Origin of the sequence: Corynebacterium sp. zg-331, assembly GCF_014267345.1 — a bacterium.
Lineage (GTDB): Bacteria > Actinomycetota > Actinomycetes > Mycobacteriales > Mycobacteriaceae > Corynebacterium.
The window spans coordinates 14,493-40,288 of the sequence record NZ_JACMYD010000009.1 but is presented as its reverse complement, the minus strand read 5'-3'; the positions used below and the strand labels follow the sequence as shown (position 1 = coordinate 40,288).

Annotated in this window: 30 protein-coding genes and 1 tRNA gene; 20 read left to right on the top strand and 11 right to left on the bottom strand. The window is 65.5% G+C overall.

Annotated features, from left to right (window positions below):
- Positions 1 to 18: 18 nt before the first annotated feature.
- From argF to H7347_RS09390, 4 genes are all read left to right on the top strand, one after another.
- On the top strand, positions 19 to 1,017 hold the full coding sequence (gene argF, locus H7347_RS09405) for an ornithine carbamoyltransferase (protein WP_152823256.1): 999 nt from the start codon (positions 19 to 21) through the stop codon (positions 1,015 to 1,017).
- A gap of 86 nt (positions 1,018 to 1,103) precedes the next feature.
- Positions 1,104 to 1,691, top strand: a complete 588-nt coding sequence (gene pyrR, locus H7347_RS09400; protein ID WP_152823255.1) for a bifunctional pyr operon transcriptional regulator/uracil phosphoribosyltransferase PyrR — start codon at positions 1,104 to 1,106, stop codon at positions 1,689 to 1,691.
- Between the two features lie 3 nt (positions 1,692 to 1,694).
- Positions 1,695 to 2,621 carry an aspartate carbamoyltransferase catalytic subunit gene (locus H7347_RS09395; protein WP_152823254.1) on the top strand — a complete coding sequence of 309 codons (927 nt, stop codon included), beginning with the start codon at positions 1,695 to 1,697 and terminating at the stop codon, positions 2,619 to 2,621.
- Positions 2,622 to 2,641: 20 nt separating this feature from the next.
- Complete coding sequence (locus H7347_RS09390) at positions 2,642 to 3,961, top strand: dihydroorotase (RefSeq protein WP_152823253.1); 1,320 nt, start codon at positions 2,642 to 2,644, stop codon at positions 3,959 to 3,961.
- 5 nt (positions 3,962 to 3,966) lie between these two features.
- Here H7347_RS09390 and H7347_RS09385 read toward each other — a convergent pair whose 3' ends face one another.
- The 3 genes from H7347_RS09385 to H7347_RS09375 all read right to left on the bottom strand — a co-directional run bounded on the left by H7347_RS09385 (position 3,967) and on the right by H7347_RS09375 (position 6,932).
- Entirely contained in the window at positions 3,967 to 4,302 is a 336-nt protein-coding gene (locus H7347_RS09385) for a hypothetical protein (RefSeq protein WP_152823252.1), read from the bottom strand.
- Between the two features lie 297 nt (positions 4,303 to 4,599).
- Positions 4,600 to 5,310 (bottom strand): hypothetical protein, encoded by a 711-nt coding sequence (locus tag H7347_RS09380; RefSeq protein ID WP_152823251.1) that lies wholly within the window; start codon positions 5,308 to 5,310, stop codon positions 4,600 to 4,602.
- 137 nt (positions 5,311 to 5,447) lie between these two features.
- Positions 5,448 to 6,932, bottom strand: coding sequence for an amino acid permease (locus H7347_RS09375; RefSeq protein WP_370513957.1), 1,485 nt, complete (start codon positions 6,930 to 6,932; stop codon positions 5,448 to 5,450).
- A gap of 96 nt (positions 6,933 to 7,028) precedes the next feature.
- Here H7347_RS09375 and H7347_RS09370 point away from each other — a divergent pair, with 96 nt between their 5' ends.
- The 4 genes from H7347_RS09370 (at position 7,029) to eno (ending at position 10,071) form a co-directional block, all read left to right on the top strand.
- On the top strand, positions 7,029 to 7,238 hold the full coding sequence (locus H7347_RS09370) for an antitoxin (protein ID WP_370513956.1): 210 nt from the start codon (positions 7,029 to 7,031) through the stop codon (positions 7,236 to 7,238).
- A 12-nt stretch (positions 7,239 to 7,250) separates the two neighbouring features.
- The gene (locus tag H7347_RS09365) at positions 7,251 to 7,859 is read left to right on the top strand and encodes a MazG nucleotide pyrophosphohydrolase domain-containing protein (RefSeq protein ID WP_152823249.1); all 609 of its coding nucleotides are present in this window, start codon (positions 7,251 to 7,253) and stop codon (positions 7,857 to 7,859) included.
- A complete protein-coding gene (locus H7347_RS09360) occupies positions 7,849 to 8,634 on the top strand; it encodes a lytic transglycosylase domain-containing protein (RefSeq protein ID WP_152823248.1) in 786 nt (261 codons plus the stop codon). The genes H7347_RS09365 and H7347_RS09360 overlap by 11 nt, the downstream gene beginning before the upstream one ends.
- Positions 8,635 to 8,793: 159 nt before the next feature.
- Positions 8,794 to 10,071: a phosphopyruvate hydratase gene (eno, locus tag H7347_RS09355; RefSeq protein WP_186337450.1), complete on the top strand. Its 1,278-nt coding sequence runs from the start codon at positions 8,794 to 8,796 to the stop codon at positions 10,069 to 10,071.
- Between the two features lie 19 nt (positions 10,072 to 10,090).
- Here the strand turns inward: eno and H7347_RS09350 are convergent, their stop codons facing one another.
- Complete coding sequence (locus H7347_RS09350) at positions 10,091 to 10,981, bottom strand: alpha/beta fold hydrolase (protein WP_186337449.1); 891 nt, start codon at positions 10,979 to 10,981, stop codon at positions 10,091 to 10,093.
- Here H7347_RS09350 and H7347_RS09345 point away from each other — a divergent pair.
- The 6 genes from H7347_RS09345 (at position 10,968) to H7347_RS09320 (ending at position 14,297) form a co-directional block, all read left to right on the top strand.
- A complete protein-coding gene (locus tag H7347_RS09345; RefSeq protein ID WP_152823246.1) occupies positions 10,968 to 11,159 on the top strand; it encodes a hypothetical protein in 192 nt (63 codons plus the stop codon). The genes H7347_RS09350 and H7347_RS09345 overlap by 14 nt on opposite strands.
- A 240-nt stretch (positions 11,160 to 11,399) precedes the next feature.
- Complete coding sequence (locus H7347_RS09340) at positions 11,400 to 12,062, top strand: metal-dependent transcriptional regulator (RefSeq protein WP_152823245.1); 663 nt, start codon at positions 11,400 to 11,402, stop codon at positions 12,060 to 12,062.
- 7 nt (positions 12,063 to 12,069) lie between these two features.
- The gene (locus H7347_RS09335; RefSeq protein WP_186337448.1) at positions 12,070 to 12,621 is read left to right on the top strand and encodes a septum formation initiator family protein; all 552 of its coding nucleotides are present in this window, start codon (positions 12,070 to 12,072) and stop codon (positions 12,619 to 12,621) included.
- A 5-nt stretch (positions 12,622 to 12,626) separates the two neighbouring features.
- A complete protein-coding gene (locus tag H7347_RS09330) occupies positions 12,627 to 13,172 on the top strand; it encodes a DUF501 domain-containing protein (protein WP_152823244.1) in 546 nt (181 codons plus the stop codon).
- A gap of 15 nt (positions 13,173 to 13,187) precedes the next feature.
- A complete protein-coding gene (locus H7347_RS09325; protein ID WP_152823243.1) occupies positions 13,188 to 14,147 on the top strand; it encodes a Ppx/GppA phosphatase family protein in 960 nt (319 codons plus the stop codon).
- A 73-nt stretch (positions 14,148 to 14,220) separates the two neighbouring features.
- Positions 14,221 to 14,297 (top strand) — tRNA-Leu (locus tag H7347_RS09320).
- Between the two features lie 1,210 nt (positions 14,298 to 15,507).
- Here the strand turns inward: H7347_RS09320 and H7347_RS09315 are convergent.
- Positions 15,508 to 15,918, bottom strand: coding sequence for a hypothetical protein (locus H7347_RS09315; protein WP_152823242.1), 411 nt, complete (start codon positions 15,916 to 15,918; stop codon positions 15,508 to 15,510).
- A 584-nt stretch (positions 15,919 to 16,502) separates the two neighbouring features.
- Complete coding sequence (locus tag H7347_RS09310; RefSeq protein WP_370513961.1) at positions 16,503 to 17,744, bottom strand: Nramp family divalent metal transporter; 1,242 nt, start codon at positions 17,742 to 17,744, stop codon at positions 16,503 to 16,505.
- 158 nt (positions 17,745 to 17,902) lie between these two features.
- Here H7347_RS09310 and H7347_RS09305 point away from each other — a divergent pair, with 158 nt between their 5' ends.
- On the top strand, positions 17,903 to 18,697 hold the full coding sequence (locus H7347_RS09305; RefSeq protein ID WP_152823240.1) for a Bax inhibitor-1/YccA family protein: 795 nt from the start codon (positions 17,903 to 17,905) through the stop codon (positions 18,695 to 18,697).
- Between the two features lie 79 nt (positions 18,698 to 18,776).
- Here H7347_RS09305 and H7347_RS09300 read toward each other — a convergent pair whose 3' ends face one another.
- The 3 genes from H7347_RS09300 to H7347_RS09290 are packed head-to-tail and all read right to left on the bottom strand — an operon-like array spanning position 18,777 to position 20,262.
- Entirely contained in the window at positions 18,777 to 19,241 is a 465-nt protein-coding gene (locus H7347_RS09300; protein WP_152823239.1) for a hypothetical protein, read from the bottom strand.
- Positions 19,242 to 19,270: 29 nt separating this feature from the next.
- Positions 19,271 to 19,795 (bottom strand): transcription elongation factor GreA, encoded by a 525-nt coding sequence (greA, locus tag H7347_RS09295; protein ID WP_152823238.1) that lies wholly within the window; start codon positions 19,793 to 19,795, stop codon positions 19,271 to 19,273.
- Between the two features lie 26 nt (positions 19,796 to 19,821).
- A complete protein-coding gene (locus H7347_RS09290) occupies positions 19,822 to 20,262 on the bottom strand; it encodes a DUF4307 domain-containing protein (RefSeq protein ID WP_152823237.1) in 441 nt (146 codons plus the stop codon).
- 148 nt (positions 20,263 to 20,410) lie between these two features.
- On the opposite strand from H7347_RS09290, the gene mca reads away from it, so the two are divergent.
- The 4 genes from mca to H7347_RS09270 are packed head-to-tail and all read left to right on the top strand — an operon-like array spanning position 20,411 to position 23,022.
- A complete protein-coding gene (gene mca / locus H7347_RS09285; RefSeq protein ID WP_186337457.1) occupies positions 20,411 to 21,307 on the top strand; it encodes a mycothiol conjugate amidase Mca in 897 nt (298 codons plus the stop codon).
- A gap of 37 nt (positions 21,308 to 21,344) precedes the next feature.
- A complete protein-coding gene (locus H7347_RS09280; RefSeq protein WP_186337456.1) occupies positions 21,345 to 21,650 on the top strand; it encodes a hypothetical protein in 306 nt (101 codons plus the stop codon).
- A 40-nt stretch (positions 21,651 to 21,690) separates the two neighbouring features.
- Positions 21,691 to 22,473: an isoprenyl transferase gene (locus H7347_RS09275; RefSeq protein ID WP_152823236.1), complete on the top strand. Its 783-nt coding sequence runs from the start codon at positions 21,691 to 21,693 to the stop codon at positions 22,471 to 22,473.
- Positions 22,474 to 22,482: 9 nt separating this feature from the next.
- Entirely contained in the window at positions 22,483 to 23,022 is a 540-nt protein-coding gene (locus H7347_RS09270; RefSeq protein ID WP_186337446.1) for a flavodoxin domain-containing protein, read from the top strand.
- A gap of 22 nt (positions 23,023 to 23,044) precedes the next feature.
- On the opposite strand, the gene coaA is transcribed toward H7347_RS09270, so the two are convergent.
- Positions 23,045 to 23,989, bottom strand: coding sequence for a type I pantothenate kinase (coaA, locus tag H7347_RS09265; RefSeq protein WP_152823235.1), 945 nt, complete (start codon positions 23,987 to 23,989; stop codon positions 23,045 to 23,047).
- A gap of 106 nt (positions 23,990 to 24,095) precedes the next feature.
- Here coaA and glyA point away from each other — a divergent pair, with 106 nt between their 5' ends.
- Entirely contained in the window at positions 24,096 to 25,388 is a 1,293-nt protein-coding gene (gene glyA, locus H7347_RS09260; RefSeq protein WP_152823281.1) for a serine hydroxymethyltransferase, read from the top strand.
- On the opposite strand, the gene H7347_RS09255 is transcribed toward glyA, so the two are convergent.
- Entirely contained in the window at positions 25,385 to 25,771 is a 387-nt protein-coding gene (locus tag H7347_RS09255; RefSeq protein WP_152823234.1) for a DUF5997 family protein, read from the bottom strand. The two genes, glyA and H7347_RS09255, sit on opposite strands and share 4 nt — an antisense overlap.
- Positions 25,772 to 25,796 lie beyond the last annotated feature (25 nt).

The following is a 25,796-nucleotide window of genomic DNA, read 5'->3' as shown; positions in this document are numbered from 1 at the left end:
TTTCAGAAAGGGGGCATCATGCCCGTGAGCCTCAGCGGCCGTCATTTTCTTACCCTTCTGGATTACAGCGCGGAGGAGATACGCTACCTCGTGGATCTCGCCCGGCAATTCAAGGCGCTCAAGCGTACGGGCACCCCGCACCGGCACCTTGAGGGCAAGAACATCGTGCTGCTCTTCGAGAAGACCTCCACGCGCACCCGGTGCGCCTTTGAGGTGGGCGCGATGGATCTGGGTATGGGCGTGACCTACCTGGAGTCGGGCACGTCCCAGATGGGAAAGAAGGAGTCCATCAAGGATACCGCGCGGGTGCTGGGCCGAATGTTCGACGGGATCGAATACCGGGGCTTCGATCAGTCGATCGTCGAGGAGCTGGCGCAACACGCCGGGGTGCCGGTGTGGAACGGTTTGACCACGCAGTTTCATCCCACTCAGATGATCGCGGACCTGATGACCATCGAGGAGAACTTCCCGCAGGGCACCCGCGGCCTCAAGGTGGTGTTCATGGGCGATGCTCGCAACAACGTGGCCAACTCCTTGATGGTGCTGTGCGCCACGATGGGCATGCACTTTGTGGCTTGCGGTCCCGCCGAACAGATGCCGGAGGTTCGGCTGGTGGAGACCTGTCGGCAACTGGCTCGGACTAGTGGGGGCAGCGTGCGGCTGAGCGATCAGCCGGAGGAGGCGGTGGCCGGTGCGCACGTGGTGTACACGGACGTCTGGGTGTCGATGGGGGAGGAGTCCCCGCAGCTGTGGGAGCAGCGGATCGCGCTGCTGGAGCCCTACCGGGTGACCCGGGAGCTGCTGGAGCGCGCCGAGGCTAACGCCATCTTCCTGCACTGCCTGCCGGCCTATCACGATGCAAACACCGCCGTGAGCGCGCAGATCGCCGAGCGCTGTGGGATCACCGAGATGGAGGTCACCGACGAGGTCTTTGAGGGGGAGCGCTCCCGCGTCTTCGACGAGGCGGAAAATCGTCTGCACGCGATCAAGGCCATCATGTACGCCACGCTGTCCTAGGGGCGCTGTGCTAGCGTAAGGGCAGCAAGCAAGCTGCCAGGACATCCTTTAAGTAGCCGCACAGAGAGGCGGGGAAGGAGGTCACGATGAGCACGCACGGACACGAGGTCGAGCTGTTAAGCGCAGCGGACATCAAGCGCACCGTGGCGCGCATCGCGCACCAGATCATTGAAAAGACCGCGCTGGGATCGGCCGAGGGGCGGCAGGTGGTGCTGCTGGGCATTCCCACCAGGGGCGTGCCGCTGGCCCGCCGCCTGGCCCGGTATATCGAGGAGTTTTCGGGCGTTGTGGTGCCGGTGGGTTCGGTGGACATCACCCTCTACCGCGACGATCTCGCCACGGGGCCACACCGGGCGTTGCAGCGCACCGCCCTTCCGGCCCAAGGCATCGACGGCGCGATGGTGGTCTTGGTAGACGACGTGCTCTTCTTCGGGCGTTCCGTGCGCGCCGCCCTGGATGCGCTGCGCGATCTCGGCCGCCCGGAGTCGGTCAAGCTGGCGGTGCTGGTGGATCGCGGGCACCGCAGGCTGCCCATCCGCGCGGACTTCGTGGGCAAGAGCGTGCCCACCGCGCTCAGTGAGGATATCGACGTCCGCCTCGACGAGGTGGACGGCCGGGACGCGGTGCTGCTGCGCCGACCGGAGCATACCGACGAGGCGGGGGAGCGGGCCTAAAAAATGAAGCACCTACTGAGCATCGCGGACTTAAGCGCACGCGAGATCACCTCCCTGCTGGATGAGGCCGATAACTTCCAGAAGCTGCTCGCCGAGCGGGAGGTCAAAAAGCTCCCCACGCTGCGCGGCAAGACGGTCTTTACCCTCTTTTACGAGAACTCCACGCGCACCCGTTCCTCCTTCGAAGCCGCGGCCAAGTGGTTGAGCGCGGACGCCATCAACATCTCCGCGTCCTCGTCCTCGGTGCAAAAGGGGGAGTCGCTGCGCGATACCGGCCTCACCCTCAAGGCCATTGGCGCGGACGCCATCGTCATGCGCCACCCCTGCTCCGGGGCGGCCGAGCAGCTGGCCCGGTGGGTGTCCCCGGACGGTGCCGGGCCCGCCGTGATTAACGCCGGCGACGGCCAGCACGCCCACCCTACCCAGGCGCTCCTCGACGCCCTGACGATGCGCCAGCGCCTGGGCACCCTGGAGGATCGCAAGGTGGTGATCGCGGGCGACTGCCTGCATTCGCGCGTGGTGCGCTCCAACGTGGAGCTGCTCACCAAGCTCGGTGCCCGCGTGACGCTGGTGGCCCCGCCCACGCTCATGCCCCCCGGCGCGGAGGGCTGGCCGGTGGAGACCTCCTACGACCTCGACGCGCAGATCACCGATGCCGACGTAGTGATGATGCTGCGGGTGCAAAGCGAGCGCATGCGCGGCGGATTCTTCCCCTCGCCCCGCGAGTACGCCGCCATGTACGGCCTGGACGCGCGCCGGATGGACATGATGCCCGAGGGCGCGGTGGTGATGCACCCCGGGCCCATGCTGCGCGGCATGGAGATCGGCTACGACGTGGCCGATTCCGAGCGGACCGTGGTGCTCCAGCAGGTCACCAACGGCGTGCACGTGCGCATGGCCGTGCTCTTTGCCACCATCCTGGGTCAATAACACAACGGAGGACAACACTCATGGCAACCGATTACCCCAGCACCGGCCCGCTCAACCCCCCGGAGCGCGGCAGCCTGCTCATCCGCGAGGTGCGGCCCTACGGCGAGGGCGAGCCGGTGAACGTCCTCGTGCGAGACGGCGCGATCTCCTCGCTCGACGCCGGCGAGGCCGCCGCCGACCGCGTGCTTGAGGGCCGCGGCGGGGTGCTGCTGCCCGGCCTGGTGGACATGCACGTGCACTTCCGCGAGCCGGGCCGCGAGGACGCGGAGACCATCGTCACCGGCTCCCGGGCGGCCGCGCGCGGCGGCTTTACCGCTGTGTTTACCATGGCCAATACCACCCCCGTGATCGATCAGCCGGTGCTGGCAGACGCCGTGTGGGCCAAGGGCCAGCAGGCCGGGCTGTGCGACGTGCACCCGGTGGGTGCGATCACCAAGAACCGCGAGGGCAAGGAGCTCGCGGAGCTGGGCCTGATGGCGCAGGCCGAGTCCCGCGTGCGCGTGTTCTCCGACGACGGCACCTGCGTGGACAACTCCGCGCTCATGCGCCGCGCCGTGGAATACTCCCGGGCGCACGACGTCCTGCTGGCCCAGCACTGCGAGGATCCCGTGCTCACCGAGGCCGCCGTGGCCCACGAGGGGCCCACCGCCGCCCGCCTGGGTCTGCGCGGCTGGCCGCGCGCCGCCGAGGAATCCATCGTGGCCCGCGACCTGCTGCTCAGCCGCGATTACGGCGGGCGGGTGCACATCTGCCACGCCTCCACCGCGGGCACCGTGAGCCTGCTGCGCTGGGCTAAGGAGCAGGGCATCGAGGTCTCCGCCGAGGTTACCCCGCACCACCTGCTGCTCACCGACGCCCGCCTGGAGACCTACGACCCGGTGAACAAGGTCAATCCGCCGCTGCGCGAGGACTCCGACGTGGTGGCCCTGCGCCAGGCGCTCCTCGACGGCGTGCTCGACTGCGTGGCCACCGACCATGCCCCGCACGCCGCGGTGAACAAGTGCTGCGAGTTCGACCACGCCTTGCCGGGCATGCTGGGCCTGGAGACCTCCCTGGCGATCATCGCGGAGATCTTCGTGCGCGAGGGCCTGGCGGACTGGCGCTGGGTGGCTAAGGTGATGAGCGAGCGGCCCGCGCAGATCACCAAGTTGCCCGGTCATGGCCGCCCCTTGGCGGTGGGCGAGCCGGCCAACCTCACCGTGGTGGCGGAGGATCGGCCCTGGACGGTGGAGCCGGGCGAGCTGGCCTCCAAGGCGGAGAATACCCCCTTTGCCGGGATAGAGTTCCACACCAAGGTGGCCGCGACCGTGCTGCGCGGCACGGTCACCCACGAGGGATAACCTGGTTAGAGCAGCGGCTCCGTATCGGAGCCGCTGAGCCACCAGCGAGAGTTGGGGGAGGCAAGCTGCCTTCCATCGCGGATGGAGACGGTTTCGCTTGTGAGCCGGTAGGCAGGGACATTCATCCCGCTGCACAGGAGGAAATCCTCCTTGTGGTGAACCTCGGCGGCTACTTTCGCGCCGTCGAGGCGCAGCAGGGCATTATCATCCTGCTGTAATTCTGGCAAATCACTTTCTGGTACGCTGAGCGCCTTTGCTACCCGATCGCGTGGTGCATCGGAGCAAAGCGAGACGTATTCATCCCATTCATCTCCGTACACATTGGCGAGGGTGAGTATCACGTTCCGGAATCGATGCTTCTTTCGCTAGCGGCCTTTTCAGTGGCCGCAAGGAGTGCTTGGTTATCCTTGGTGTCGGTGGAGCATGAAGAAAGGAGGAAGGAACATGAGACTAGGAATATCAAGGGGAAGATTTTTACCATTTTATTCATAGTAGCATTACCTCGAGTTCATCCTTCCCGTTATTTATGGAAATATTTTGGACGCTTGAGTCGTTTCCTTTTCGACTGATGACGTTATCCTTCATCTCCGCATTGTCGGTACTGAAAAGTTTGAAATCTTCCTGATCTTCCGGGAAGATCAGGAGACTGGTTCGTTCTTTTCCGTCGTCAAGAACGCCGCGAATCCCCCTTTCTGATAGGTGGATATGTCTGTTTTTGTGGAGGCGGTGACCATGCCGTCCGTGATGGCAAGTTCGATTGTCTCATCGGAAATCTTGGTGATGTATGCTCGACGATTCCCGCTTTCCCAGCGCTGGGATTCTGGCTCGTGGTCTAGTGCGTTCTGAGCGAAGAGGGTCATGCCTCCGCCTGGTATGCCGCCAATCCAGGCTTTCGCAGGGGCTTCTTGTCCCGCCCCACCCATGTTTACTTCCATGTGTTCATAGGTGAATGAGGCGGGTTCGTTGTTTAGTTCATCGCCACGGACTTCGCAGCTATCGCCGCCGACGGCGGTATAGTTTCCGAGCCTGCATGTCATTCTAACAAAAGGATTTCCGTGAAGGCCACTGTCGGCACTGCTGGAGTTTCGCAGGAAACCTGTCGATGGCGCACCTTCCGTTTTTGTTTCTCCTGGATGCACGATTCCTTCAAACCATGTATTGTCTACTGCGCTGGCTGCTGGTGCGAGGGGAAGACTTGTTGTGACTGTAGTTGCGATTGCTGTTATGAGGGAGGGGCGTGAAATCTCTTCAAGATGAACTCTTTTACGGGTATGGGGCGGTATGGTTTCAATCATAGGGGAGTACTTGCGGCCTGGCAAGGGTTTTCCTGACTTTAAAAAAATCGACATAAATACTGCCTGTATGCTGTGAATATTGTACGCTCTTCAAGTCTTTCATTTTTTCGGTGCTGATATGCGAAGGCCTGTACCAAAATATTTTTTGGTACAGGCCTTCATTCTTGTGCGGCTGGGGTTGAAGCAATCCCCTACAGACTCAGCGCCCCCGTGCTCAACCCCCACGCCGCCACGGCGGAGGCCGCCACCACCACGGCCACCACGGTCCACTCGAAGGGGCTAAACAGCGGCTCGTGGCGGCGCAGCCGGGTCACCACGTAAGGCACCAGGCCGGGCAGCAGCGCGAGCGCGCCGAAGAGCACGTAAGTGGGGTCGGCGGCGTAGAAGAGCCACAGGGAATACACCAGGGCGATGACGCCCACCAGCAGGTGGCGCTGGTTCTCGCGCGCGGTCATGGCGGGGCCGGCGTCGTTAAAGGCAATGCCCGCCCGGGGGTGGGTCAGCCCGCGCCCCCGGGCCGCCAGCAGCACCAGGTAGAGCGAGGAAAATAGGTAGGGCAGCAGGTAGAGCACCGTGGCCAGCTGCACCATGGACACGTAGGTGGTCTCGTTGAGGAAGAACACCACCACGAAGCCCTGGATCACGGTGGTGGAGATCAGCTGCGCCATCCAGGGCGCGCCCGCGCCGTTGGTGGCACCGGCCCGGCGGGGCAGGAGGCCGTCGGCGGCCATGAGCATGAGCGGCTCGGCGCACAGCATCTGCCAGGAGACGTAGGCGCCGAGCACGGAGAGGCACAGGCCCGCCGAGATGAGGGCGGCCCCCCACGGGCCCACCACCACCTCCAGGACGGAGGCCATGGAGTTATCCGGCAGGGCGGCCAGCTCCTCCTGGGTGAGCACGCCGAAGGAGAGGGCGGAGACGCTGACCAAGAGGGCCAGCACGGAGAGGAAGCCGATCACGGTGGCCCGCCCGATGTCGCGCCGGGAGCGAGATTGGCGCGAATACACCGAGGCCCCCTCGATGCCGATGAACACCCACACGGTAAAAAGCATGGTGCCCTGGATCTGCTCGAAGACGCTCGCCCCGCTGCCTTGCCCCCAGAAGTCCAGGGTGAAGCGATCCCAGCTAAATCCAAGGAAGGCGGTGAGCAGGATAAAGGCGAGGATGGGCAGGAGTTTGGCCACGGTGGTCACGGTGTTCAGCAGCGCGGCCTGCTGCACCCCGCGGGCAAGCACCGCGAAGATGATCCAGGTCAGCGCGGAGACGGCCACGGCGGTGGCGTAGCGGTGGTGCCCGGAAAACAGCGGTACGTAGTGGCCCAGGGTGGTGAAAAACAGCGTGGCGTAACCCACCTGGGCGATCACGGAGCCGAGCCAGTAACCCCAGCCGGAGGCAAAGCCGATGAAGTCCCCCAGCCCGGCCCGCGCGTAGGCGTACACCCCGGAGTTGAGGTGGGGCTTGCGGCGGGCCAGGATGTGGAACACGAAGGCCACGGAGAGCATGCCCACCCCCGCGATGCCCCAGCTCATCAGCATGGCGCCGGGGGCGGTCACGGAGGCGATGTTTTGCGGCAGGGAGAAGATACCGGCGCCCACCGTGGAGCCGATGATGAGGGCCACCAGCGTCCACATGGGCACGGAGCGGGTGCCTTCTTCCTGGGGGATTCCTAGAGTCACCCACCCAATTTATCGGATCGCGCGGGGCGGAGATCAACCCGCCTGGCAATAATCCCGTACCGTGGTGGGGCGTTGGCGTAAACAGACACAGAAAGGATGACGCTGATGGGTTTCCTGGACGAGGCGAAGAAGAAGGCCACCGATTTCCTCCACTCCGATAAGGCCGAGGAGCAGACCGATCAGGTGCTGGATAAGGCCGCGGACTTTGCCAAGGGCAAGCTGGGCGAGGACAAAGCCGAGCAGGTGGACAAGGTGCGCAACGCCATCGATGACAAGATCGGTGGGAATCCCGAGCAGCAGCAGTAGCGCCGTATTCTCATGCTGGCCGTGCTGCTCGATCCCCGCTGGCCCACGCAGATTCCCCTGGAGGCGTGGCGGCGCTGCGAGGGGCCGGTGCGCGCCACCGCGGAGATACCGGGGGAGGTGCGTGAGGCCCTGGGGCGAGGTCGGCCGTCGGGCACCGGCACCCTGGTGACCACCAGGGAAGAAGAGATACCCCGTGGCTGCGAGGTGATCGTGGCCCCCAGCCGCGACGACGCCCTGGCTCGGGCGCGCGCCGTGATGGAGCGCGCCCGCAGAATCGGCCGGTGGGAGCAGGCACAGACCCACGCCAGCCTGATTCCCTACCTGCTGGAGGAGGCCGAGGAGGTGGCCCGGGAGGCGCGCGGGCGCGTCGATGATGCGGCTCTGTGCGCGGAGCTGGGCGACGTCCTGCTTCAGGTGCTCTTTCACGCCCGGATCGCCGAGGAGCGCGGGGCCTTCGACCTTGACGACGTGGCCTTGAGCTTCGTGCGCAAGATGCGGGTTCGCGCGCCGTACCTCTTCGACGGTACCGAGGAACTGGTGGATGCGGCGGAACAGCACCGTCTCTGGTTGGCGGGCAAGGACAAGGAGCGCTGCGCTACCATCGACCGCCATGGCGAATGATGGACGAAGAGCGGCGGGCTGCGGATGCGGTGTGGTTCTGGCCCTCGTGCTCATCGTCGCCCTGGTCGCCTGGGCCTTTTCCGTGTTCAGCCCCCCCACGGTTGGGCGTGACCTGCGCCCTATTCCCGATACCATCCCACCGGCCGCCGGTGCCGAGGTGCCCGGAATCGACGTCCACGCCCCCGGCCGTACCTCCGATAAGCTGGGCTTTTGGGCCAAGCCCCTGGCCGAGCGGATGGGTATTCCCGAGCCGGCCCTGCGGGCCTACGGCAACGCGGAGCTCATCGCCGCCCAGGCCTGGCCCGAGTGCCACCTGAGCTGGACCACTCTGGCCGGCCTGGGCCACGTGGAGACCCGGCACGGAACCTACTCGGGCAAGTGGTTTCACCATTCCAGCATCGGGGAGGACGGTGTGGTCAGCCCGCCGATCGTGGGCATCGCCCTCGATGGCTCGCCCGGCGTGGCGGAAATCCCGGATACCGACGGCGGACGCCTCGACGGCGACGCGCGCTACGATCGCGCCGTGGGGCCCATGCAGTTTATTCCGGAATCCTGGGGGCGCTTTGGGCTCGATGCCAACGGGGACGGCGAGGCCGATCCCCAGCAAATCGACGACGCCGCCCTGTCCGCGGCCCACCTCGTGTGCCACGGCCGCAATTTGAGCCGGGAGGATCAGTGGGTGGAGGCGATCCGCTCCTACAACATGTCGCAGGACTACCTCATCAAGGTGCGCGACGCGGCCAATTCCTATGCGCTGGGGCAACCCGCGCCCTAGCGGGTCCCGACGGGGCGGGGCGGCGGCAAGCCAGACACGTTCGGGCAGACTCGGGCACCCACGCGCGGCGATTTTCTGGAACAATTGAGCAAGGGAGGCGCGCCCAGGGCCCTCCCGAGACCGGAAAAAGACCGTTTGACATGGCAAGAGGAGGCCACGGTGGCTGATATTATGCACGTTTTTGCCCGCGAGATCATGGATTCCCGCGGTAACCCGACCGTTGAGGCGGAGGTATTCCTGGACGACGGCGCGCGCGGCGTCGCCGGTGTTCCCTCCGGAGCCTCCACTGGCGTCCACGAGGCCCACGAGCTGCGCGACGGCGGCGAGCGGTACCTGGGCAAGGGCGTGACCAAGGCCGTGACCAACGTCAACGAGGAGATCGCAGACGCGATCGCCGGCATGGAGGCCGACGACCAGCGCCTGATCGACCAGGCCATGATCGACCTCGACGGGACCGAGAATAAGTCCCGCCTAGGTGCCAACGCCATCCTCGGCGTCTCCATCGCCACCGCCAAGGCGGCCGCCGAGTCCGCCGGGCTGCCCCTCTACCGCTACATCGGCGGCCCGAACGCCCACGTGCTGCCGGTTCCGATGATGAACATCGTCAATGGCGGCGCCCACGCGGATTCCGGCGTGGATGTCCAGGAGTTCATGATCGCCCCCATCGGTGCGGAGACCTTCGCCGAGGCGCTGCGCACCGGTGCGGAGGTCTACCATGCCCTGAAGTCCGTGATTAAGTCCAAGGGCCTGTCCACCGGCCTGGGCGACGAGGGTGGCTTTGCTCCCTCCGTGGGCTCCACCAAGGAGGCCCTGGATCTGATCGTGGAGGCCATCACGAAGGCCGGATTCGAGCCGGGCACGGACGTGGCCCTGGCCCTGGACGTGGCCTCCTCGGAGTTCTACAAGGACGGTGTCTATCACTTCGAGGGCGGCCAGCACTCCGCCGAGGAGATGGCCAAGGTCTACGAGCAGCTTATCGATGAGTACCCGATCGTCTCCATCGAGGATCCGCTTCAGGAGGACGACTGGGAGGGCTACACCGCGCTGACCGCCGCCATCGGGGACAAGGTGCAGATCGTGGGCGACGACTTCTTTGTCACCAACCCCGCCCGCCTGCGCGAGGGCATCGAGAAGAAGGCCGCCAACGCCCTGCTGGTGAAGGTCAACCAGATCGGCACTTTGACTGAGACCTTCGATGCCGTGGAGCTGGCTCACCGCAATGGCTATCGCACTATGATGTCTCACCGCTCTGGCGAGACGGAGGACACCACCATCGCCGACCTGGCGGTGGCCTTGTCCTGCGGCCAGATTAAGACCGGTGCTCCGGCTCGTTCTGAGCGTGTGGCTAAGTACAACCAGCTGTTGCGTATTGAGCAGGAACTGGGTGAGGCCGCTGTGTACGCGGGCCGCGATGCCTTCCCGCGCTTCCGGGGGTAGCGTGAGCTAACGGGGACGATTACTGCCGACTCTCGGCCAGGATCGCCGCGCAATCGTTCGGTGCAGGCGCGCCCCGGAAGCACTCCATGAGGTAGTGGAGGCTGGATTCCAACCCGGTGAACATCGGAAGAGCGTGATTGACGGCGAAGCCGGGCGCGAGGCGGGGCAGTGAGTCCTGCTCGAGGGTCACGGGGGTTCCCGCTCCGCAGTAGACCCGGGCGAGGTCCCGTACCTGATCGCGGGGGATCACGTCGTCGTGGAGTGCCGTGGCCATCATGATCGGCCGAGTGGGGGCGGCCTGCCCGAGGTTTTGCTCGTTGAGGGCTCGCCACAGGGTGGGGGAGCAGCGGGCGATGTCTCCGAAGGATTCCCCGGTGGTGCTCAGCTCCCGGCTGGTGCGTCGGCTCCAGGCCAGGATGGCGTCGGGGATGCACATGGTGGGGGTTTCACGGAAGTAGCGCCGTCCTTCGTCGTTCAGCAGGGGGAGGATCTCGCCGAGCAGGGCGGGCTCGCGCTCTGCGAAGCCTGCTGCCGCCATCCCCAGTACTCCGAAGATGGCGTTGCCGTCCACGGCCTGCATCACCGTGGGCAGGTGCGCCGGGGGTGCGCCGGCGAAGGTGCCCACGATGTCGAGCTCCGGGGCGTAGGTGGCCGCGGCCTCGGCGGCCGCGGCGGTGGCCCCGCCGCCCTGGGAGTAACCCCACAGGGCCACGGGGGAATCCGGGGCTGCACCCGCGTTGCGAAGGGCGGCCCGGGCGGCGTCGAGAACCGCCGTGGCTTCCTCCCGGTGATAGGCGTAGGTGTGCGCGCCGGGCGTGCCGAGCCCGACGTAGTCCGTCATGACCACGCGTACCCCGGCGGCGGTGGCGAGGTGGGTGATGGGCAGCTCGTAGTTGATGCCCAGGGCCAAGGCCTCGGGGTCGAGGGAGAGCAGGCCGCGGGAGGGGGCGCAGGCGTCGCCCGCCCCGCGGGTGCCGGGGGCGATGACGATCGTGGGGCGGGGTCCCTTTCCAACCCAGGCGGTGGTGGGTTCGAGGATTAACCCGGAGACGGCGGTGGGGGCTCCGGTGCCGAGGGTGGAGGAGTAAAGAATGCGCTGGGCGGTGGCGGGCCAGGGCCCGTCGAGGAGATCCGGGGCGGGGGCGGCGCGGATGAGGGTGCCCGGGGTGGCGCGGGCAGTCAGCGGGCAGGCGAGGAGGGCGAGCAGGATCAGGGCGGGAATAACTTTCTTTTAGTGAAGAATGTCCATGGCTAAATTGTGTCCCGCATCATAAAAATAATCAAGGGGTGGGGTCGCGGCACTGAGGCCGGTGGATACAATGGCCGTCATGCACATCACTGACCTGCCGGAACGCTCCCAGGACTACCTGAAAACGATCTACGACAGGCAGGAGTGGGACGGGCAGGGGGCAACGCTATCCGACCTGGCCGATGCCCTCGGGCAGCGTCGCTCCACGGCGTCGGAAGCCATCAAGAGGCTGGCCACCTCCGGGCTGGTCGATCACGCGCCCTACGGGGACATCACCCTCACGCCGCAGGGCCATCGCCTCGCCGTGCAGCTGGTGCGCCGCCACCGCCTCATCGAATCCTTCCTGGTGCATTACCTGGGTTACCGCCTCGACGAGGTGCACGACGAGGCGGAGGTCCTCGAACATGCCGTCTCCGATACCTTCGTGGAGCGCATCGACGCCGCCCTGGGCCACCCGCCGCGCGACCCGCACGGCGACCCCATCCCCGGCGCGGACGGGGAGGTAGCCGACCCCGGTACCGTGGCGCTCTCGCGCGTCGCGCCGGGGGAGGAGGCCACCGTGGAACGGGTGCGCGATCGCGACCCTGCCCTGCTGCGTTACCTCAGCGAGCACGGGGTGCTGCCGGGGGCCCGGGTGGCCGTGCTGGCCCCACCCTATCCCGGAATGGCGCTGCTCAGGGTGGGGGAGCGGGAGGTGAGCGTGAGCGCCAACGCGCTTGACTCGATCCTCGCGCTAAGATGAAAACCCTATGGCACCCATCAACCGGAAACTCAGGCGCCCGCGCGGGCGCGTTCCGGTAGCGCACCGCAGCTCCGATCCCTCCGGCCCGCGCGGGCGCATCCGGCTGCCTCGGGTTCGGCTGAGCATCGCCGAAAGCGCCGTGATCGTGCTGGTCGCCATCCTGATCCTGGCGGCCGTGGCGGTGCCGCTGCGCAACTACTTCCAGGGCCGCACCGACATCGCGCGGACCACCGAGGCGATCGCGCAGAAGCAGGCGGAAAAGGACCGCCTCCTGGGCGAGGTCGAGCGGTATCATTCCGAGGCCTATCAGCGCGAGGAGGCCCGCAAGCGCCTGGGCGTGATCGAGGAGGGGGAGACGGCCTTTCGCATCCTCGACCCCGCGATGAGCACGGGTACGCAGCCCGTCGAGGGCGAGGAGGAGCGCGGCCCCCAGGAATGGTGGCGCGAGCTGTGGGACTCCATTGCGATTCCCGGCGCGGCCGCCCCCGACCCCGAGCCGCTGGAGGCAGGCGAGGTGGACACGCACATGCCCATCGAGGACGGCCGTCCCCTAAACTGATCGGCATGACAGTCAGCGACGCCGACCTCGCCATCGTCTCCCAGCACCTAGGTCGCACCCCTAGGGGGGTGCTCGACATCGCCTACCGCACCCCGGACGCGATCCCCGCCGTGGTCAAGACCGCGCCCCGCCTGGAGGACGGCACCCCCTTTCCCACCCTGTACTACCTCACCGATCCCCGGCTCACCGCGGAGGCCTCCCGCCTTGAGGTGGCCCACGTGATGACCTGGATGACCCGGCGCCTCGGCGAGGACGCTGACCTGGCCGCCGACTACCGCGCCGCCCACGAGCACTACCTTGCCACCCGCAACGCCATCGAGGACTTAGGAACCGACTTCTCCGGGGGCGGTATGCCCGACCGGGTGAAGTGCCTCCACGTGCTCATCGCCTACGCCCTGGCCGAGGGGCCGGGCCGGGTGCGCCTGGGCACCGAGGCGGTGGCGATGGCCGCCGAGCATGCCCGCCTGCGCGGCACGGCCATCCCCGAGGCCTGGCCCACCGTCCAGGATCTGGGCATCGACCTGGAACAGTTCGACTTCTCCCGAGCATAAAAGGCGGAAGAACCTATGACCCGACTAGCAGCCATCGACTGCGGAACCAATTCCCTGCGCCTCCTCATCAGCGAGATCGTGGACGGTGCCCCGCGGGAAATCCACCGCACCATGGAGATCGTGCGCCTGGGCCAGGGGGTGGACGCCACCGGGGAGCTGCATCACGAGGCCCTGGCGCGCACCCGCGCCACGCTGGAACGCTACGCGGAGATCATGCAGTTCGAGAAGGTCGAGCGGGTGCGCATGGTGGCCACCTCCGCCACCCGGGACGCGGAGAACCGTGAGGACTTCTTCTCCATGACCGCCGAGCTGCTGGGCCGCGTCCAGCCGGGTGCGCAGGCCGAGGTGATCTCCGGTGAGGAGGAGGCCTTTTTGTCCTTCCGAGGCGCGGTGCAGGACCTGCCCGCCGACGCGGGGCCCTTCTGCGTGATCGACCTGGGCGGCGGTTCCACCGAGTTCGTGGTGGGAACCCACAACGGCGACCTGGCCGGGGCCACCTCCGTGCAGATGGGCTGCGTGCGGCTCACCGAGCGCATCCTGCGCAGCGACCCGCCTACCGCCTCGGAGATCGACGTCGCCCGCGACTACATCCGGGAACGCCTCGACATGGTCGCCGCCCTCGTTCCCCTTTCCCAGGCCACCACCTTTGTCGGTTGCGCGGGTACCTTCACCACGCTCTCCGCGCTGGCCCAGGGGCTAGAGCGCTACGACCCCTCCATGATTCACTGCTCGGAGCTGAACTTCGAGGCTCTGCGGGTGCTCACCGGTGACCTCGCCGCCACCGCCTCCGCCGAGCGGGCCATGAACCCGGTGATCCACCAGGGCAGGGCCGACGTGATCGGCTCCGGCTCCATCATCGTCGAGGAGATCATGGCGATGATCCGGGAAAAGACCCAGGTCAGGAGCTTCATCATCTCGGAAAAAGACATCCTCGACGGCATCATCGGCAGCCTGCGTGACGACACCCCCGCCTAGCCGCTATAATTTATCGAAGCGCGGCGTGCGATCCTGTTTCTTGTGAAGCTAGGGTTGAGGAGCGCACGGTAAGGCCCCTATAGCCCAATTGGCAGAGGCAGCAGACTTAAAATCTGCTCAGTGTCGGTTCGAGTCCGACTGGGGGCACCATAAACAGGGGCTAGAGGGGAAACAGCCATGTCCATCACAAGCACATCGCTTGGAAACCCCATCTTTTTGTCACCAGGGAATCACTTGAACCATCACGGATCCAACGGTGAGTGAAATCGAGGATTATCCGACTACAGCAGCGTAGCACCTTCTGCCTTCGCCTTTCTCCACGGCTTCAGGCTCTTTCGTCTCTGTAGTCTCCGGGGCACTGGGGTTTGCCCGCCAGTAGGCTTCGCCGTGGTGGACTCCGGCGAAGTGGTGACAGTACTGGTAGCCGTCTCCGAGGTGGAAGAAGGGGCCAGCTGAGGATCATCGTCTTTTCTGGACTCCGAAGCAGGAGACAGTGCCCCACTGGTTAGCAACAACAGCACGGAGATGCCCGCGATCAACGGCCACCGCTGATTCTTCGTCTCCGCCGGAGGCGAATCACCCAGCAGTGCGCGCTCGTCCAAGGTGAGTTCGCCCACATCGCTTACACGATCCTTGGTATCCTTACGGGCGGCTTTGTCCTGCTTCTCTCAGAACACTATCACCCACCAGGCAGGATGATTGCCGCGCCGAGGAACAACGTCCCGAGGATACGAAGCGTCCCGCCACCGGCGCGCCGAAGGTGAGGGAAGCCAGGCGAGGATCGTCTTTCGGGTGGGCGGTTTGTATTGTTCAGAGGTTGTGAGGGAGTCCTTACGTGATTGATCTACTAAATATGAAAGAATAATACCGTCGCCCCCGGCCGGACATTACGCCGGGGGCGACGGGGGTTACCCCCTGTGTGGGGGAGGTAACCCCCGAGCGTTAATCTTTGCACCGCTCCTTGGTGGGAACCTTCCAGTAGTTCCATCCCCAGAGTAAATTCCAGATGAAGTACGCCGACCAGGAATGAAAAATGGTCCAGTCTTAGTATTGTAGGGTTTTGCTTCTGGATCGCTTTTGGCTATGAAGAAAATACTCAGAAGCGTCAAGGCTATAATTGTGGCGATGTACAGGAGGGTTAACCACACTGCGTGGAGTCGAAAACCGGCATCAAGGGTAAGTAGGATAAGTGCACTTCGTGTAATTCCCCGGGCATATTGTCCGAGAAAATAATTATGCCCACCGCCCCACCCCGACCAAACAGCAATGATGTAAGCTCGCTGCTTGGTCCGGGTTATGGGGCCGTGCCGGATGTAATTGAGTTCCTTGTCGATGTATTTCGGGGTGTAGCCGAACATTTTTATTCGCCGTGACTCCAAATGGCGCAACCTCCTGCGGCCACTGCTAGGCGTCCAGCTAGAACAGCGGGGTTGGAGCCTCCTAGTGCCTTAATTGCTCCTTCAACGCCTTCTCCAAGTGTGCCACCCGCAGCCATTTCGCCGTAGGTTCGAACGATGAGCTCGGCTGCTTCCTGGAAGTGTCGATCTTTTAACTTCTTCCCGATTTCAATGCTTTTGGCTCGATCTGGGAGGGGGACAGGGGACATGCCGGTGATGACGCACTCGGCGTAGGTGGCCCAGTCCCACTCTGCGGTTCGGAATGGACTGTTGCTCGGGGTGAAGGGATCGTCTTCGTTGAACATTTCTGCCATCGGTTCGAGGCGAGAAGGTTCAACTTCGGGGGCGATGGATTCGGCTTCTTCCTCGTTCACATACCATTCGCCATTCTCATCTTGAGAAACGATATGTGAGTAAAAATACTCAAATCCCGCTGCGAGTTCACTGGCGATTTGTTCCTCATTCTGGCGAGAAGGTGTAGGTGGAGACCTGATTGATGGACGAGGGGTTTTCCGCTGCCTCTGAAATGCTTACGGATGAAAGAGCTATGGATACTGCGAAAAGTGCTGAGAGAGAGATTGTTTCGCGATCTTCATACTGGCTCCTAGTTCAATTCCAGGTGCATAGCCCAGTATCCATATATGACATTGATCTGTCAAGGGGAAAGTGGTTACGACACTGCCCTGCCTACCGCTGCGACGATGAGCGCCCCCAGTACACCCCGCAAGGGGCCATTATTATCAGCCGTCCTGGCGGCCTTGACGCCGATGCCGCACTCACCCGCCCCGAGGTGATGAACATCCGTGACTACCTCACGATGATTCTCGGTGACGCGGCATGAGTGATACTGCTGAGTAGATGGAGGAACACCTCCACCACTTCACCGAGTGGTGCTGTCGCATCGCGGTACGAGCGGATGACCGCTTCAAGAATAAACCGCGGCGTCGACAAGCAAAATCTATGCCTGTCCGGTGAGCGTGAGCCAGATGAGCGCGATGTTGAGCGCCACGATGGCGGCGCTCACTATGGCGGAGGCGATGTTTAAGAGAGTGGGGTTGGCCCAGCGCCCCATGACGCCGGGGCGAGCGGTGAGCCAGGCCAAGGGGATGAGGGCGAAGGGGATGCCGATGCTCAAGACCACTTGGCTGAGCACGAGCGCCCAGGTGGGCTCCGCGCCCGAGGCGAGGATGATGAGGGCGGGGATCAGGGTGATGCACCGGCGTAGCACCAGGGGAACACGGAACTTGAGCAGGTCGCGCATGACCATGTCGCCCGCGTAGCAGCCCACGGAGGTAGACGCCAGCCCGGAGGCGAGCAGGCCGATGGCGAAGATGATGCCGATGCCGGTGCCCAGGTGCTCGGTGACGGCCTGGTGCGCGCCCTCGATGGTGTCGGTGCCCTCGACGCCGCGCAGCGCCTGGGCGGCCAGGCAGAGCATGGCGATGTTCACGCTGCCGGCGACGCTGAGCGCCAGGCCCACGTCGATCTTGGTGGCGCGCAGGTGGTGGCGCATGCCGTGCTCACCCTCGGGGCTAAAGCCGTGATCGCGCACGAGCCCGGAGTGCAGGTAGATGGCGTGCGGCATGACGGTGGCGCCGAGCATCCCGGCGGCCAGCAGGATGGTGGGAGTGCCCTGGAAGCGAGGGACGAGTCCCTGGGCCATGACGCCGAGGTCGAGGCCGGAGACGAAGAGGCCGGAGACGAAACCGATGGTGATAACGACGAGGAAGCCCACGATCACGGCCTCGAAGCTGCGTTGGGTGCGCCCGCCCTGGAGGATCAGCATGGTCAGGGAGACGGCGGAGACGATGATGCCGCTGAGCAGGAGTGGGGTGCCGAAGAGGAGGTGGAGGGCCACGGCCCCGCCGATAACCTCGGCGATGTCGGTGGCGGCCACGATGATCTCGGCCTGCCCCCAGTAGAGCCAGCGGGGGGTGCGCGGGAGGCGCTGGGCGAGTTCTGCGGTGAGGCTGCGCCCGGTGACCAGGGCGAGCTTGGCGGAGAGGTATTGCACGAGGGCGGCCATGAGGTTGGCGAGCACGAGTACCCACAGCAGGAGGTAGCCGTATTCTGCACCGGCGGAGAGGTTGGCGGCGACGTTGCCGGGATCCACGTAGGCGATGGCGGCCACGAAGGCGGGGCCGAGCAGGCTTGTCAGCCGGGGTTGGTGCCGCGCGGGCATATTGACGGGTGCGGTCATCATAGGTTCAGCCTAACTTTATTGAAAGTTCAAGAAGCTGAACTCATGCTAGTTTGGGTTGCCTCAGCAGGCAAAACGGGGGTAGGGAACTTTTAAGGTGCGCGTGGCGTTTAACTCAGTGACATGCTTCAAGCCAAGGAAAGGACTGGGGAACCGCTATGAGGAGCAGCAACCCGGTATTTAGCAATCTCACCGAATCCACCGAGCGCGACCTGCGCGCGGGAGGCTATCAGCAGGCCACCGCCGAGCGTCCCATGACCATCGATGACGTGGTCTCCAAGACCGGCATCACGCTCGCCATTATCATCGCCCTGGGCGCGGTGAACTTCACCATCGGCATGAGTAACCCGAGCCTGGCGGTTCTGCTCATGGGGGTGGGTGCCCTCGGCGGTTTTATTACCGTGCTGGTCTCCGCTTTCAGCAAGAGCTTCGGCTCCGCCGCCGTCACCCTGATCTACGCCGCCTTCGAGGGGCTGTTCGTGGGCGGGTTCTCCTTCGCCTTCGCCAACACCGGCTTTACCTCCGGGGCCACGGGCTCCGCCAGCTCGGACATGGCGATCATCGGCCAGGCGATCCTGGGCACCGTGGGCGTGTTCATCGGCATGCTGGTGGTCTATCGCACCGGGGCGGTGAAGGTGACGCCGAAGTTTAACCGCATCGTCACCGGCGTGATCGTGGGCATCGCGGTGCTGGCCCTGGGGAACCTGCTGACCGCCCTGATCTTCGGCTTCAACCCGCTGCGCGATGGCGGCCCGCTGGCCGTCGTGTTCTCCCTGGTGTGCATCGTGCTGGCGGCGCTGTCCTTCCTCCAGGACTTCGATCAGGCCGATCGCCTCATCCGCGCCGGTGCCCCGGCCAAGAACGCCTGGGGCGTGGCCCTGGGCCTGGCGGTGACCCTTGTGTGGCTCTACACCGAGATCCTGCGCCTGCTCAGCTACCTGCGCAACGATTAGGCTCGGGTAGTTCCGGCCGCATCGCCTAAGGCGCCGCCCCAGGTAAGGAGGGGCGGCGCCTTAGGCATGTATGTGGTGGTTAGGAGGCCGCCAGGGGCTGGCCGTTGAGGCTGATCTGAGAGAACACCTGGGCTCCGTCCATGGATACGGGCGCGGTCAGCTCCAGGGTGACGTCCTCGGTGGTGCCGTTTGGGTTGATCTGCGTGCCTCGACCGGTGGCGGAGTCCGCCCCCCACTCCCAGTCCAGCGCGGTGATCTGCTGGGCGCCAAAGCAGGAAAGCTGCACCTGGCTGGGCTCCACGGTGGGAGTCCGGGTGCAGTCGATGAACTGCGTGGCGTTGGCCCGCGCCGCCGAGGGGGAGACGCTGGTGGAGGCGGTAGCGGCGGGCCGCTCCGTGGCGGCAGGGCGCGGGGCGGCGTTGAGGCTCGTGGCGGTGGCGACCTTGTCCTCGGAGTCCTGTTGGTTCGGGGGGCTGCACGCGGCGATGGCAAGGGCGGAGGCCGCCAGGACGGCGGTGAGAGCGGTGGAACGGGAACGGGTCATGACAGGGATCCTCTCGGGAAAGGAACGTTCTAGTGGGCGGCGCGCGGGGTAGCGGCCTTATCGGAGTCGTACGGGGCGGCGGAAACCACGGTGACCGTCAGCGTATTGCCGTTGGGCGCGGTGTACTCGCGGGTCTCGCCCTCCTGGGCGCCCAGGATCGCCGCGCCGAGGGGGGACTGCTCGGAGTAAGTCTCCAGGTCCTTGTTATCGGAGGCGGCGGCGCGGGTCCCGATGAGGAAGGTCTCCTTGTCGGTCTCGTCGCCGTTGTAGTACACGTGCACCACGGAACCCACGTGGGCCACGCCCTCGACCATGCTGGAGCGCTCCGTGGTGGAGTTCGCCAGGATCTCGGAGATCTGCTTGATGCGGGCCTCCTCCTGGTCCTGCATCTCGCGGGCGGCGTCGTATCCTGCGTTCTCCTTGAGGTCACCCTCCTCGCGGCGCTCGTTGATCTCGGCGGCCACCACGGGGCGGTGGTCGATGAGGGCCTGGAGCTCGGATTCCAGCTTGGCCTTGGTTTCCGGGGTGATGTACTGCTTTTGCTCTTCTGCCATGAGCTGTGTCCTTTCGCTAAAAATCTCTACAGATCCATGTAGGCGGGAATCTGGGTGGAGCAACCGTAGACGCTGCCGGAAACGGCCGGCTCGCGCGTGGGAATCTCCACGGCCATGCGTTGCGTTTCCGGCCCGCCGGCGGGGATCAGCACCTCGCGGCGGCCCACCTCGGCCTTGTCGTAATTCATCGCGGTGACAATACAGTAACTGGGCACATCTTGTTGGTTGCGCGTGACGTCGATGTCCAGGTGCATGGTGGCCTCGTCCACTCGCTCGAAGTTGGTCATGGAGGCCTTGACGGTGGCGTCGTCGCGCGTGGCGAGGAAGCGCGCTACCACGATAACGAGCGCGATCAGGAGCACCACCATGAGGACGGCGATAATCTTCCCGCTGATGCCGCCGGAACCCCGGGCGGGCCGGGCGGCACCGTACCGGGATTGTGGACGCTCAAAAGGCTGCGAGGCCATAGTTTCCCACCACCAGTGCAAAACGTGTGCGGACAGTCCCGTCTAGATTAGCCGATTGATATCCGTGCCAGGGCAACGGAGGGCCCTAGTATGTAAGGGCGCGGATACCCCGCTGGAGACATCGAGGAGACAGAAAAGAGTGATCGACGTGACCGGACTGCGCCTCCTGGCCATTCATGCCCACCCCGACGACGAATCCTCCAAGGGAGCGGCCACGATGGCGCGCTACGCCGCCGAGGGGCACCGAGTGATGGTGGTCACCTGCACGGGTGGGGAGCGCGGCGATATTCTCAATCCCGCGATGGATCGCCCCGGCATCCGGGAACGCATCGATGAGGTGCGCCGGGAGGAGATGGCCGAGGCGGCCCGCGCGCTGGGCATCGAGCACCGCTGGCTCGGTTACGTGGACTCCGGGTTGCCCGAGGGCGATCCGCTGCCCCCGCTGCCGGAGGGGTGCTTCGCGCGGGAAAGCGGCGAAGACATTGCCGCGGAGCTGGTGGAGATCATCCGGGACTTTCGCCCCCACGTCATCATTACCTACGACGAAAACGGCGGCTACCCCCACCCCGATCACCTGAAGGTGCACGAGGCCTCCATGATCGCCTGGGCGAAGGCGGGCGATCCGGCGGTGGTCACCACGGCGCGCGATACTGGCCGGAACCAGGAACCCTGGGAGCCGCTGAAGCTCTACTACACGCACGGCTTCGTCTACGAGCGGATCAAGGCCTTCCACGACCTGCTGGTGGAGCGCGGCCAGGAGAGCCCCTACGAGAGGATGCTGGGCTTCATGCAAGACAGCGAGGACATCATGGCCAGGGTGACTACCCAGGTGCCCTGCGCGGACTACTTTGAGGCGCGCGCCGCCGCCCTGCGCGCGCACGCCACCCAGGTGGACCCCCGGGGTGGATTCCTCGTCATCGACGCCCAGGAGCAGGCCCGCCTGTGGCCCACGGAGGAATTCGAGTTGGCCGCCACCCGGGTGGCCACCACCCTGCCGGAGGGGGATCTCTTCGCTGGCGTCGCCGGGGACGGGGGCTTGGACTAGCGACGAGTGCGCAATACGCAATACACTGTGGGGTGTGATGATGGTGTCTGATCTTTCCGCCTACGCCGCCCATGCCGTCTCCTCGATGACGCTGGCGCAGCAGGGCAACGGGCCGCTGGGGGCGGACTTCGGCAAGGCCTCGCCCATCGGGTTGCTGGTTATCGTGGTGCTTTTTGCCGCCGTCCTCTACCTCGGTTGGGCCTTTCACCGCCGGTTTAGCAGAATGAACCGGCGCCGCATGTTCGCGGAATCGCACGGCATCGACCCCTTCGACGAGGCAACCCTCGACAAGGCCATGGCCGAGGCCGGGGTGCTGGATCGCAAGAAGAAGCACTGGCTCTAGCCACGGTATTCCGCCGAGCTGGGGACGAGGGAGGCGTATAATGAGCCGGGTGAATCTCCTCCCGCGTCGCCTGCTCTACCCCCTCTACGAGACGCGACTGCGCCTGGAGCTCAGGGGGCTGCCCCAGCCCCGGCACGTGGCCGTGATGTGTGACGGCAACCGCCGCTGGGCGCGGGAGGCCGGCTTCGAGGACGTCAGCCACGGCCATCGGGTAGGCGCCCGCAAGATCGGGGAGATGGTGCGCTGGTGCCGCGACACCCAGGTGGAGCTGGTGACCGTCTATCTCCTGTCCACGGAAAACCTGCGGCGCAGCCCCGAGGAGCTGGGCATGCTGCTCGACATCATCGCGGACGTGGTGGACGAGCTGGCGCACCCGGATAACAACTGCCGCGTGCGCCTGGTGGGCCACCTCGACCTGCTGCCCCCCGGCGTCGCTCACCGGATCACCGCCGCGGTGGCCGCCACCGAGAACCATACCGGGGTCGCGGTGAATGTGGCGGTGGGATACGGGGGTCGCCAGGAGATCGTCGATGCCGTGCGCGATCTGGTAGCGCACGAGGTGGCCGCGGGCACCCCCGCCGCACAGATCGTAGACAAGGTGACCGTGGACTCCATCTCCCGGCACCTGTACACCTCGGGGCAGCCCGACCCCGACCTGGTGATTCGCACTTCCGGCGAGCAGCGCCTCTCCGGCTTTTTGCTGTGGCAGGCCGCCTACTCGGAGATTTGGTTCACCGACACGTACTGGCCGGCCTTTCGCCGCATCGATTTTCTGCGCGCCTTGCGCGAATACTCCAAGCGCACCCGCCGATTTGGAAAGTAGGTTTTTATCGTGATCCAGGTGCTTTACGCCACCACCTACGGGGCCACCCGCCGCTACGCCGAGGCCCTGGCCGGGCGACTGGGGGCTACCGCCGAGGTCCTTTCCTCCGACGATGCCCCCGTATCCCGGCTCGACCCGCAGGACACCACCCCGCTCATCGTGCTTTCTCCGGTCTTCGGTCCCAGCATCGCGGCCGCCTCCTACGTGGCCCGTCACGACCTGGGAGACCGCCCCGTGGCCTGTGCCGCGGTGGGCATGACCCTCGCGGATGAGGCGCGTCGCAAGGATCAGATGGCCGGGATTCTGGGCGCCAAGGCTGCCACCACCCGCCGTTTTTACCTGCCCGGCGCGCTCTATTACTCCCGGATCTCCACCACCCACCGCCAGATCATGCGCGGCATCGTGGGGGCGCTGCGGCTCAAGCCGGGGAAAACGGACAACGAGCGTGCCATGATCGAGGCCTATAACAAGGACGTCGATCGCATAGACCTGGCCCAGCTCGATCCGTTGGTGGAGTGGGCGAGGGGTATTTCTCGGGAGCACGACTAACCGGTGATGTGCACGGTCGCGGCTAAATCTTGCGCAGCCTGACCCGCTGCACGCGATGGTCGCTGTCCTTGGTGAGCACCAGGGAGGCGCGCACCCGGGTGGGCAGGATGTTTTCCACGAGGTTGGGCAGGTTGATGGACTGCCAGATCTCGCGGGCGGCCTGGGTGGCGGTGTCGTCGTCTAACTCCGCAAAGTGCCGGAAGTGCGCCCCGGGCTTGCGGAAGGCCCCCTTGCGCATGGTGAGGAAGCGATCGATGTACCACTGCTCGATCACGGGGGTGCGGGCGTCCACGTAGAGGGAGAAGTCGAAGAGGTCGGAGACCATGAGGGTGGGGCCGGTTTGGAGGACGTTGAGGCCTTCGAGGATGAGGATGTCCGGGCGGCGTACCACGTGGCGCTCGTTGGGCACTCGGTCGTAGAGATGGTGGGAATACACGGGGGCGTGGGCCTCGGCGGCGCCGGACTTGACCTCGGTGACAAAGCGCAGCAGGGCGCGTCGATCGTAGGACTCGGGGAATCCTTTGCGGTTCATCATGCGTCGGGCGCGCAGCTCGGCGGCAGGGTAGAGGAAGCCGTCGGTGGTGACCAGATCCACCTTGGGGTGGGTGTCCCAGCGCTGGAGGAGCACCTGGAGTACGCGGGCGGTGGTGGACTTGCCCACGGCCACCGAGCCGGCCAGGCCGATGATGAAGGGCGGATGTTCGTGGCCGAGGGGGGAGCGCTGGGTTCCCCCCAGGAAGGTCTCGGTGGCGTCGCTGAGTTTTTGGCGCGCGGCCACCTGGAGGTGGATGAGGCGGCTGAGCGGCAGGTAGACCTCCGCGACCTCGGCGAGGTCGATGTTCTCCCCGATGCCGCGCAGCTGGACGACCTCTTCCTCCGTGAGCACCAGGGGCATGGATTGGCGCATTTTTCCCCACTGGGAGCGGTCAAAGTCGAGATATGGGCTGGCGACGGCGGCACGAGGCATGCCCACCATTGTGCCCTGCGGGTGTAAAGAGATGGGTAAAGGGGTGTGATGCCGCTACACTTTCAGGGGAAGATTTCTCCCGAAAGGAAAGGTGGCTAAGGCCGCGATGAGCAAGGACGTGCGCACAACTTCCCTGGCCGAGGTGGATCCCGAGGTAGCGCGGGCGATCTCGGGCGAGTTGAACCGCCAGCGCAGCACCCTGGAAATGATCGCCTCGGAGAACTTCGTGCCGCGAGCGGTTCTTGAGGCCCAGGGTTCGGTGCTCACCAACAAGTATGCCGAGGGTTACCCCGGTCGCCGCTACTACGGTGGCTGCGAGCACGTGGACGTGATCGAGGATCTGGCGCGTGACCGCGCCAAGTCCCTCTTTGGCGCGGAGTACGCCAACGTGCAGCCACACTCCGGCGCCCAGGCCAACGCCGCCGTGCTGCACGCGGCCGCCCGCCCCGGGGATAAGATCATGGGTCTTTCCCTGGCCCACGGCGGCCACCTCACCCACGGCATGAAGATCAATTTCTCCGGGCGGCTCTACGACGTGGTGGCCTACGAGGTGGATCCGGAGACGATGCGCATCGACATGGATCGTGTGCGCGAGCTTGCCCTGGAGCACCGCCCGAAGGTACTCATCGCGGGTTGGTCGGCCTACCCGCGCACCATCGACTTCGCCGCCTTCCGCGCCATCGCGGACGAGGTGGGGGCGGTGCTGTGGACGGACATGGCGCACTTCGCCGGCCTGGTGGCCGCTGGGCTGCATCCCTCCCCGGTGCCGCACTCCGACATCGTGTCGAGCACCGTGCACAAGACGCTGGGAGGTCCGCGCTCCGGGCTGATCCTGGCCAAGGAGGAATGGGCTAAGAAGCTCAATTCTGCCGTCTTCCCCGGGCAGCAGGGCGGCCCGCTCATGCACGTGGTGGCGGCCAAGGCCACCGCTCTGAAGATCGCAGGCACCGAGGAGTTCAAGGATCGTCAGGCTCGTACCCTGGAGGGCGCGCGCCTGGTGGCCGAGCGCTTGACCGCCGCCGATTGCCGCGAGGCCGGTGTGGACGTGCTCACCGGCGGCACGGACGTGCACCTGGTGCTGGCCGACCTGCGTCACTCCGCCCTGGACGGGCAGCAGGCCGAGGATCTGCTGCACCAGGTGGGCATCACCGTGAACCGTAATGCCGTGCCCTTTGACCCGCGCCCGCCGGCAGTGTCCTCCGGCCTGCGCATCGGCACCTCGGCCCTGGCTACTCGCGGCCTGGATGCCGCGGCCTTCGAGGAGGTGGCGGACATCATCGGCACCGCCCTGGCCGCGGGCCAGGGCGCGGACGTCGAGGCGCTGCGCGCGCGCGTGGCCAAGATCGCCGAGCACTACCCCCTCTATGAGGGCATCGAGGACTGGACGATGCTCGCCTAGGCGGGCGAGTCCTGCTGGGTTCCGGCGGCGCGGCCCTCGGCGAGGGCCGCGCGCTCCCGCCCGAGCCATTCGGGCTGACTACCCAGGAGATCCTTGATCTCCTGGGTAGTCAGCGGCTTGTCCATGCCGTGTCGCTTGAGGGCGGCGATGGTAATGCCCAGCTTCTGGGCCACCACGGGGCGCGGGTGGGGGCCGGTGCGCCGTAGCTCCGCCAGCCACTCCGGCGGATTGTGCTGCCACTCGCGCAATTGAGCGTGGGTTATGGCGGTGGTGCGGACGTCCTCGGGTGCCGCCGGCAGGTAAATGCCGAGCTTTTTGGCCGCCGTTTGGGGCTTCATGGCGGTGCCGGAGGGGAGGCGCTGATCCTGATGCGATTCGCTCATGGTGTCTCACGGTAGCATTACCCCC

Excerpts from the sequence above, each read along its gene's own strand:
- argF (WP_152823256.1), top strand. The coding sequence starts at position 19 with ATGCCCGTGAGCCTCAGCGGCCGTCATTTTCTTACCCTTCTGGATTAC.
- pyrR (WP_152823255.1), top strand. The coding sequence starts at position 1,104 with ATGAGCACGCACGGACACGAGGTCGAGCTGTTAAGCGCAGCGGACATC.
- H7347_RS09395 (WP_152823254.1), top strand. The coding sequence starts at position 1,695 with ATGAAGCACCTACTGAGCATCGCGGACTTAAGCGCACGCGAGATCACC.
- H7347_RS09390 (WP_152823253.1), top strand. The coding sequence starts at position 2,642 with ATGGCAACCGATTACCCCAGCACCGGCCCGCTCAACCCCCCGGAGCGC.
- H7347_RS09380 (WP_152823251.1), bottom strand. The coding sequence starts at position 5,310 with ATGTCGATTTTTTTAAAGTCAGGAAAACCCTTGCCAGGCCGCAAGTAC.
- H7347_RS09370 (WP_370513956.1), top strand. The coding sequence starts at position 7,029 with ATGACGCTGATGGGTTTCCTGGACGAGGCGAAGAAGAAGGCCACCGAT.
- H7347_RS09365 (WP_152823249.1), top strand. The coding sequence starts at position 7,251 with ATGCTGGCCGTGCTGCTCGATCCCCGCTGGCCCACGCAGATTCCCCTG.
- H7347_RS09360 (WP_152823248.1), top strand. The coding sequence starts at position 7,849 with ATGGCGAATGATGGACGAAGAGCGGCGGGCTGCGGATGCGGTGTGGTT.
- H7347_RS09345 (WP_152823246.1), top strand. The coding sequence starts at position 10,968 with ATGCCCAGGGCCAAGGCCTCGGGGTCGAGGGAGAGCAGGCCGCGGGAG.
- H7347_RS09340 (WP_152823245.1), top strand. The coding sequence starts at position 11,400 with ATGCACATCACTGACCTGCCGGAACGCTCCCAGGACTACCTGAAAACG.
- H7347_RS09335 (WP_186337448.1), top strand. The coding sequence starts at position 12,070 with ATGGCACCCATCAACCGGAAACTCAGGCGCCCGCGCGGGCGCGTTCCG.
- H7347_RS09330 (WP_152823244.1), top strand. The coding sequence starts at position 12,627 with ATGACAGTCAGCGACGCCGACCTCGCCATCGTCTCCCAGCACCTAGGT.
- H7347_RS09325 (WP_152823243.1), top strand. The coding sequence starts at position 13,188 with ATGACCCGACTAGCAGCCATCGACTGCGGAACCAATTCCCTGCGCCTC.
- H7347_RS09310 (WP_370513961.1), bottom strand. The coding sequence starts at position 17,744 with ATGACCGCACCCGTCAATATGCCCGCGCGGCACCAACCCCGGCTGACA.
- H7347_RS09305 (WP_152823240.1), top strand. The coding sequence starts at position 17,903 with ATGAGGAGCAGCAACCCGGTATTTAGCAATCTCACCGAATCCACCGAG.
- H7347_RS09300 (WP_152823239.1), bottom strand. The coding sequence starts at position 19,241 with ATGACCCGTTCCCGTTCCACCGCTCTCACCGCCGTCCTGGCGGCCTCC.
- greA (WP_152823238.1), bottom strand. The coding sequence starts at position 19,795 with ATGGCAGAAGAGCAAAAGCAGTACATCACCCCGGAAACCAAGGCCAAG.
- H7347_RS09290 (WP_152823237.1), bottom strand. The coding sequence starts at position 20,262 with ATGGCCTCGCAGCCTTTTGAGCGTCCACAATCCCGGTACGGTGCCGCC.
- H7347_RS09280 (WP_186337456.1), top strand. The coding sequence starts at position 21,345 with ATGATGGTGTCTGATCTTTCCGCCTACGCCGCCCATGCCGTCTCCTCG.
- H7347_RS09275 (WP_152823236.1), top strand. The coding sequence starts at position 21,691 with ATGAGCCGGGTGAATCTCCTCCCGCGTCGCCTGCTCTACCCCCTCTAC.
- coaA (WP_152823235.1), bottom strand. The coding sequence starts at position 23,989 with ATGCCTCGTGCCGCCGTCGCCAGCCCATATCTCGACTTTGACCGCTCC.
- glyA (WP_152823281.1), top strand. The coding sequence starts at position 24,096 with ATGAGCAAGGACGTGCGCACAACTTCCCTGGCCGAGGTGGATCCCGAG.
- H7347_RS09255 (WP_152823234.1), bottom strand. The coding sequence starts at position 25,771 with ATGAGCGAATCGCATCAGGATCAGCGCCTCCCCTCCGGCACCGCCATG.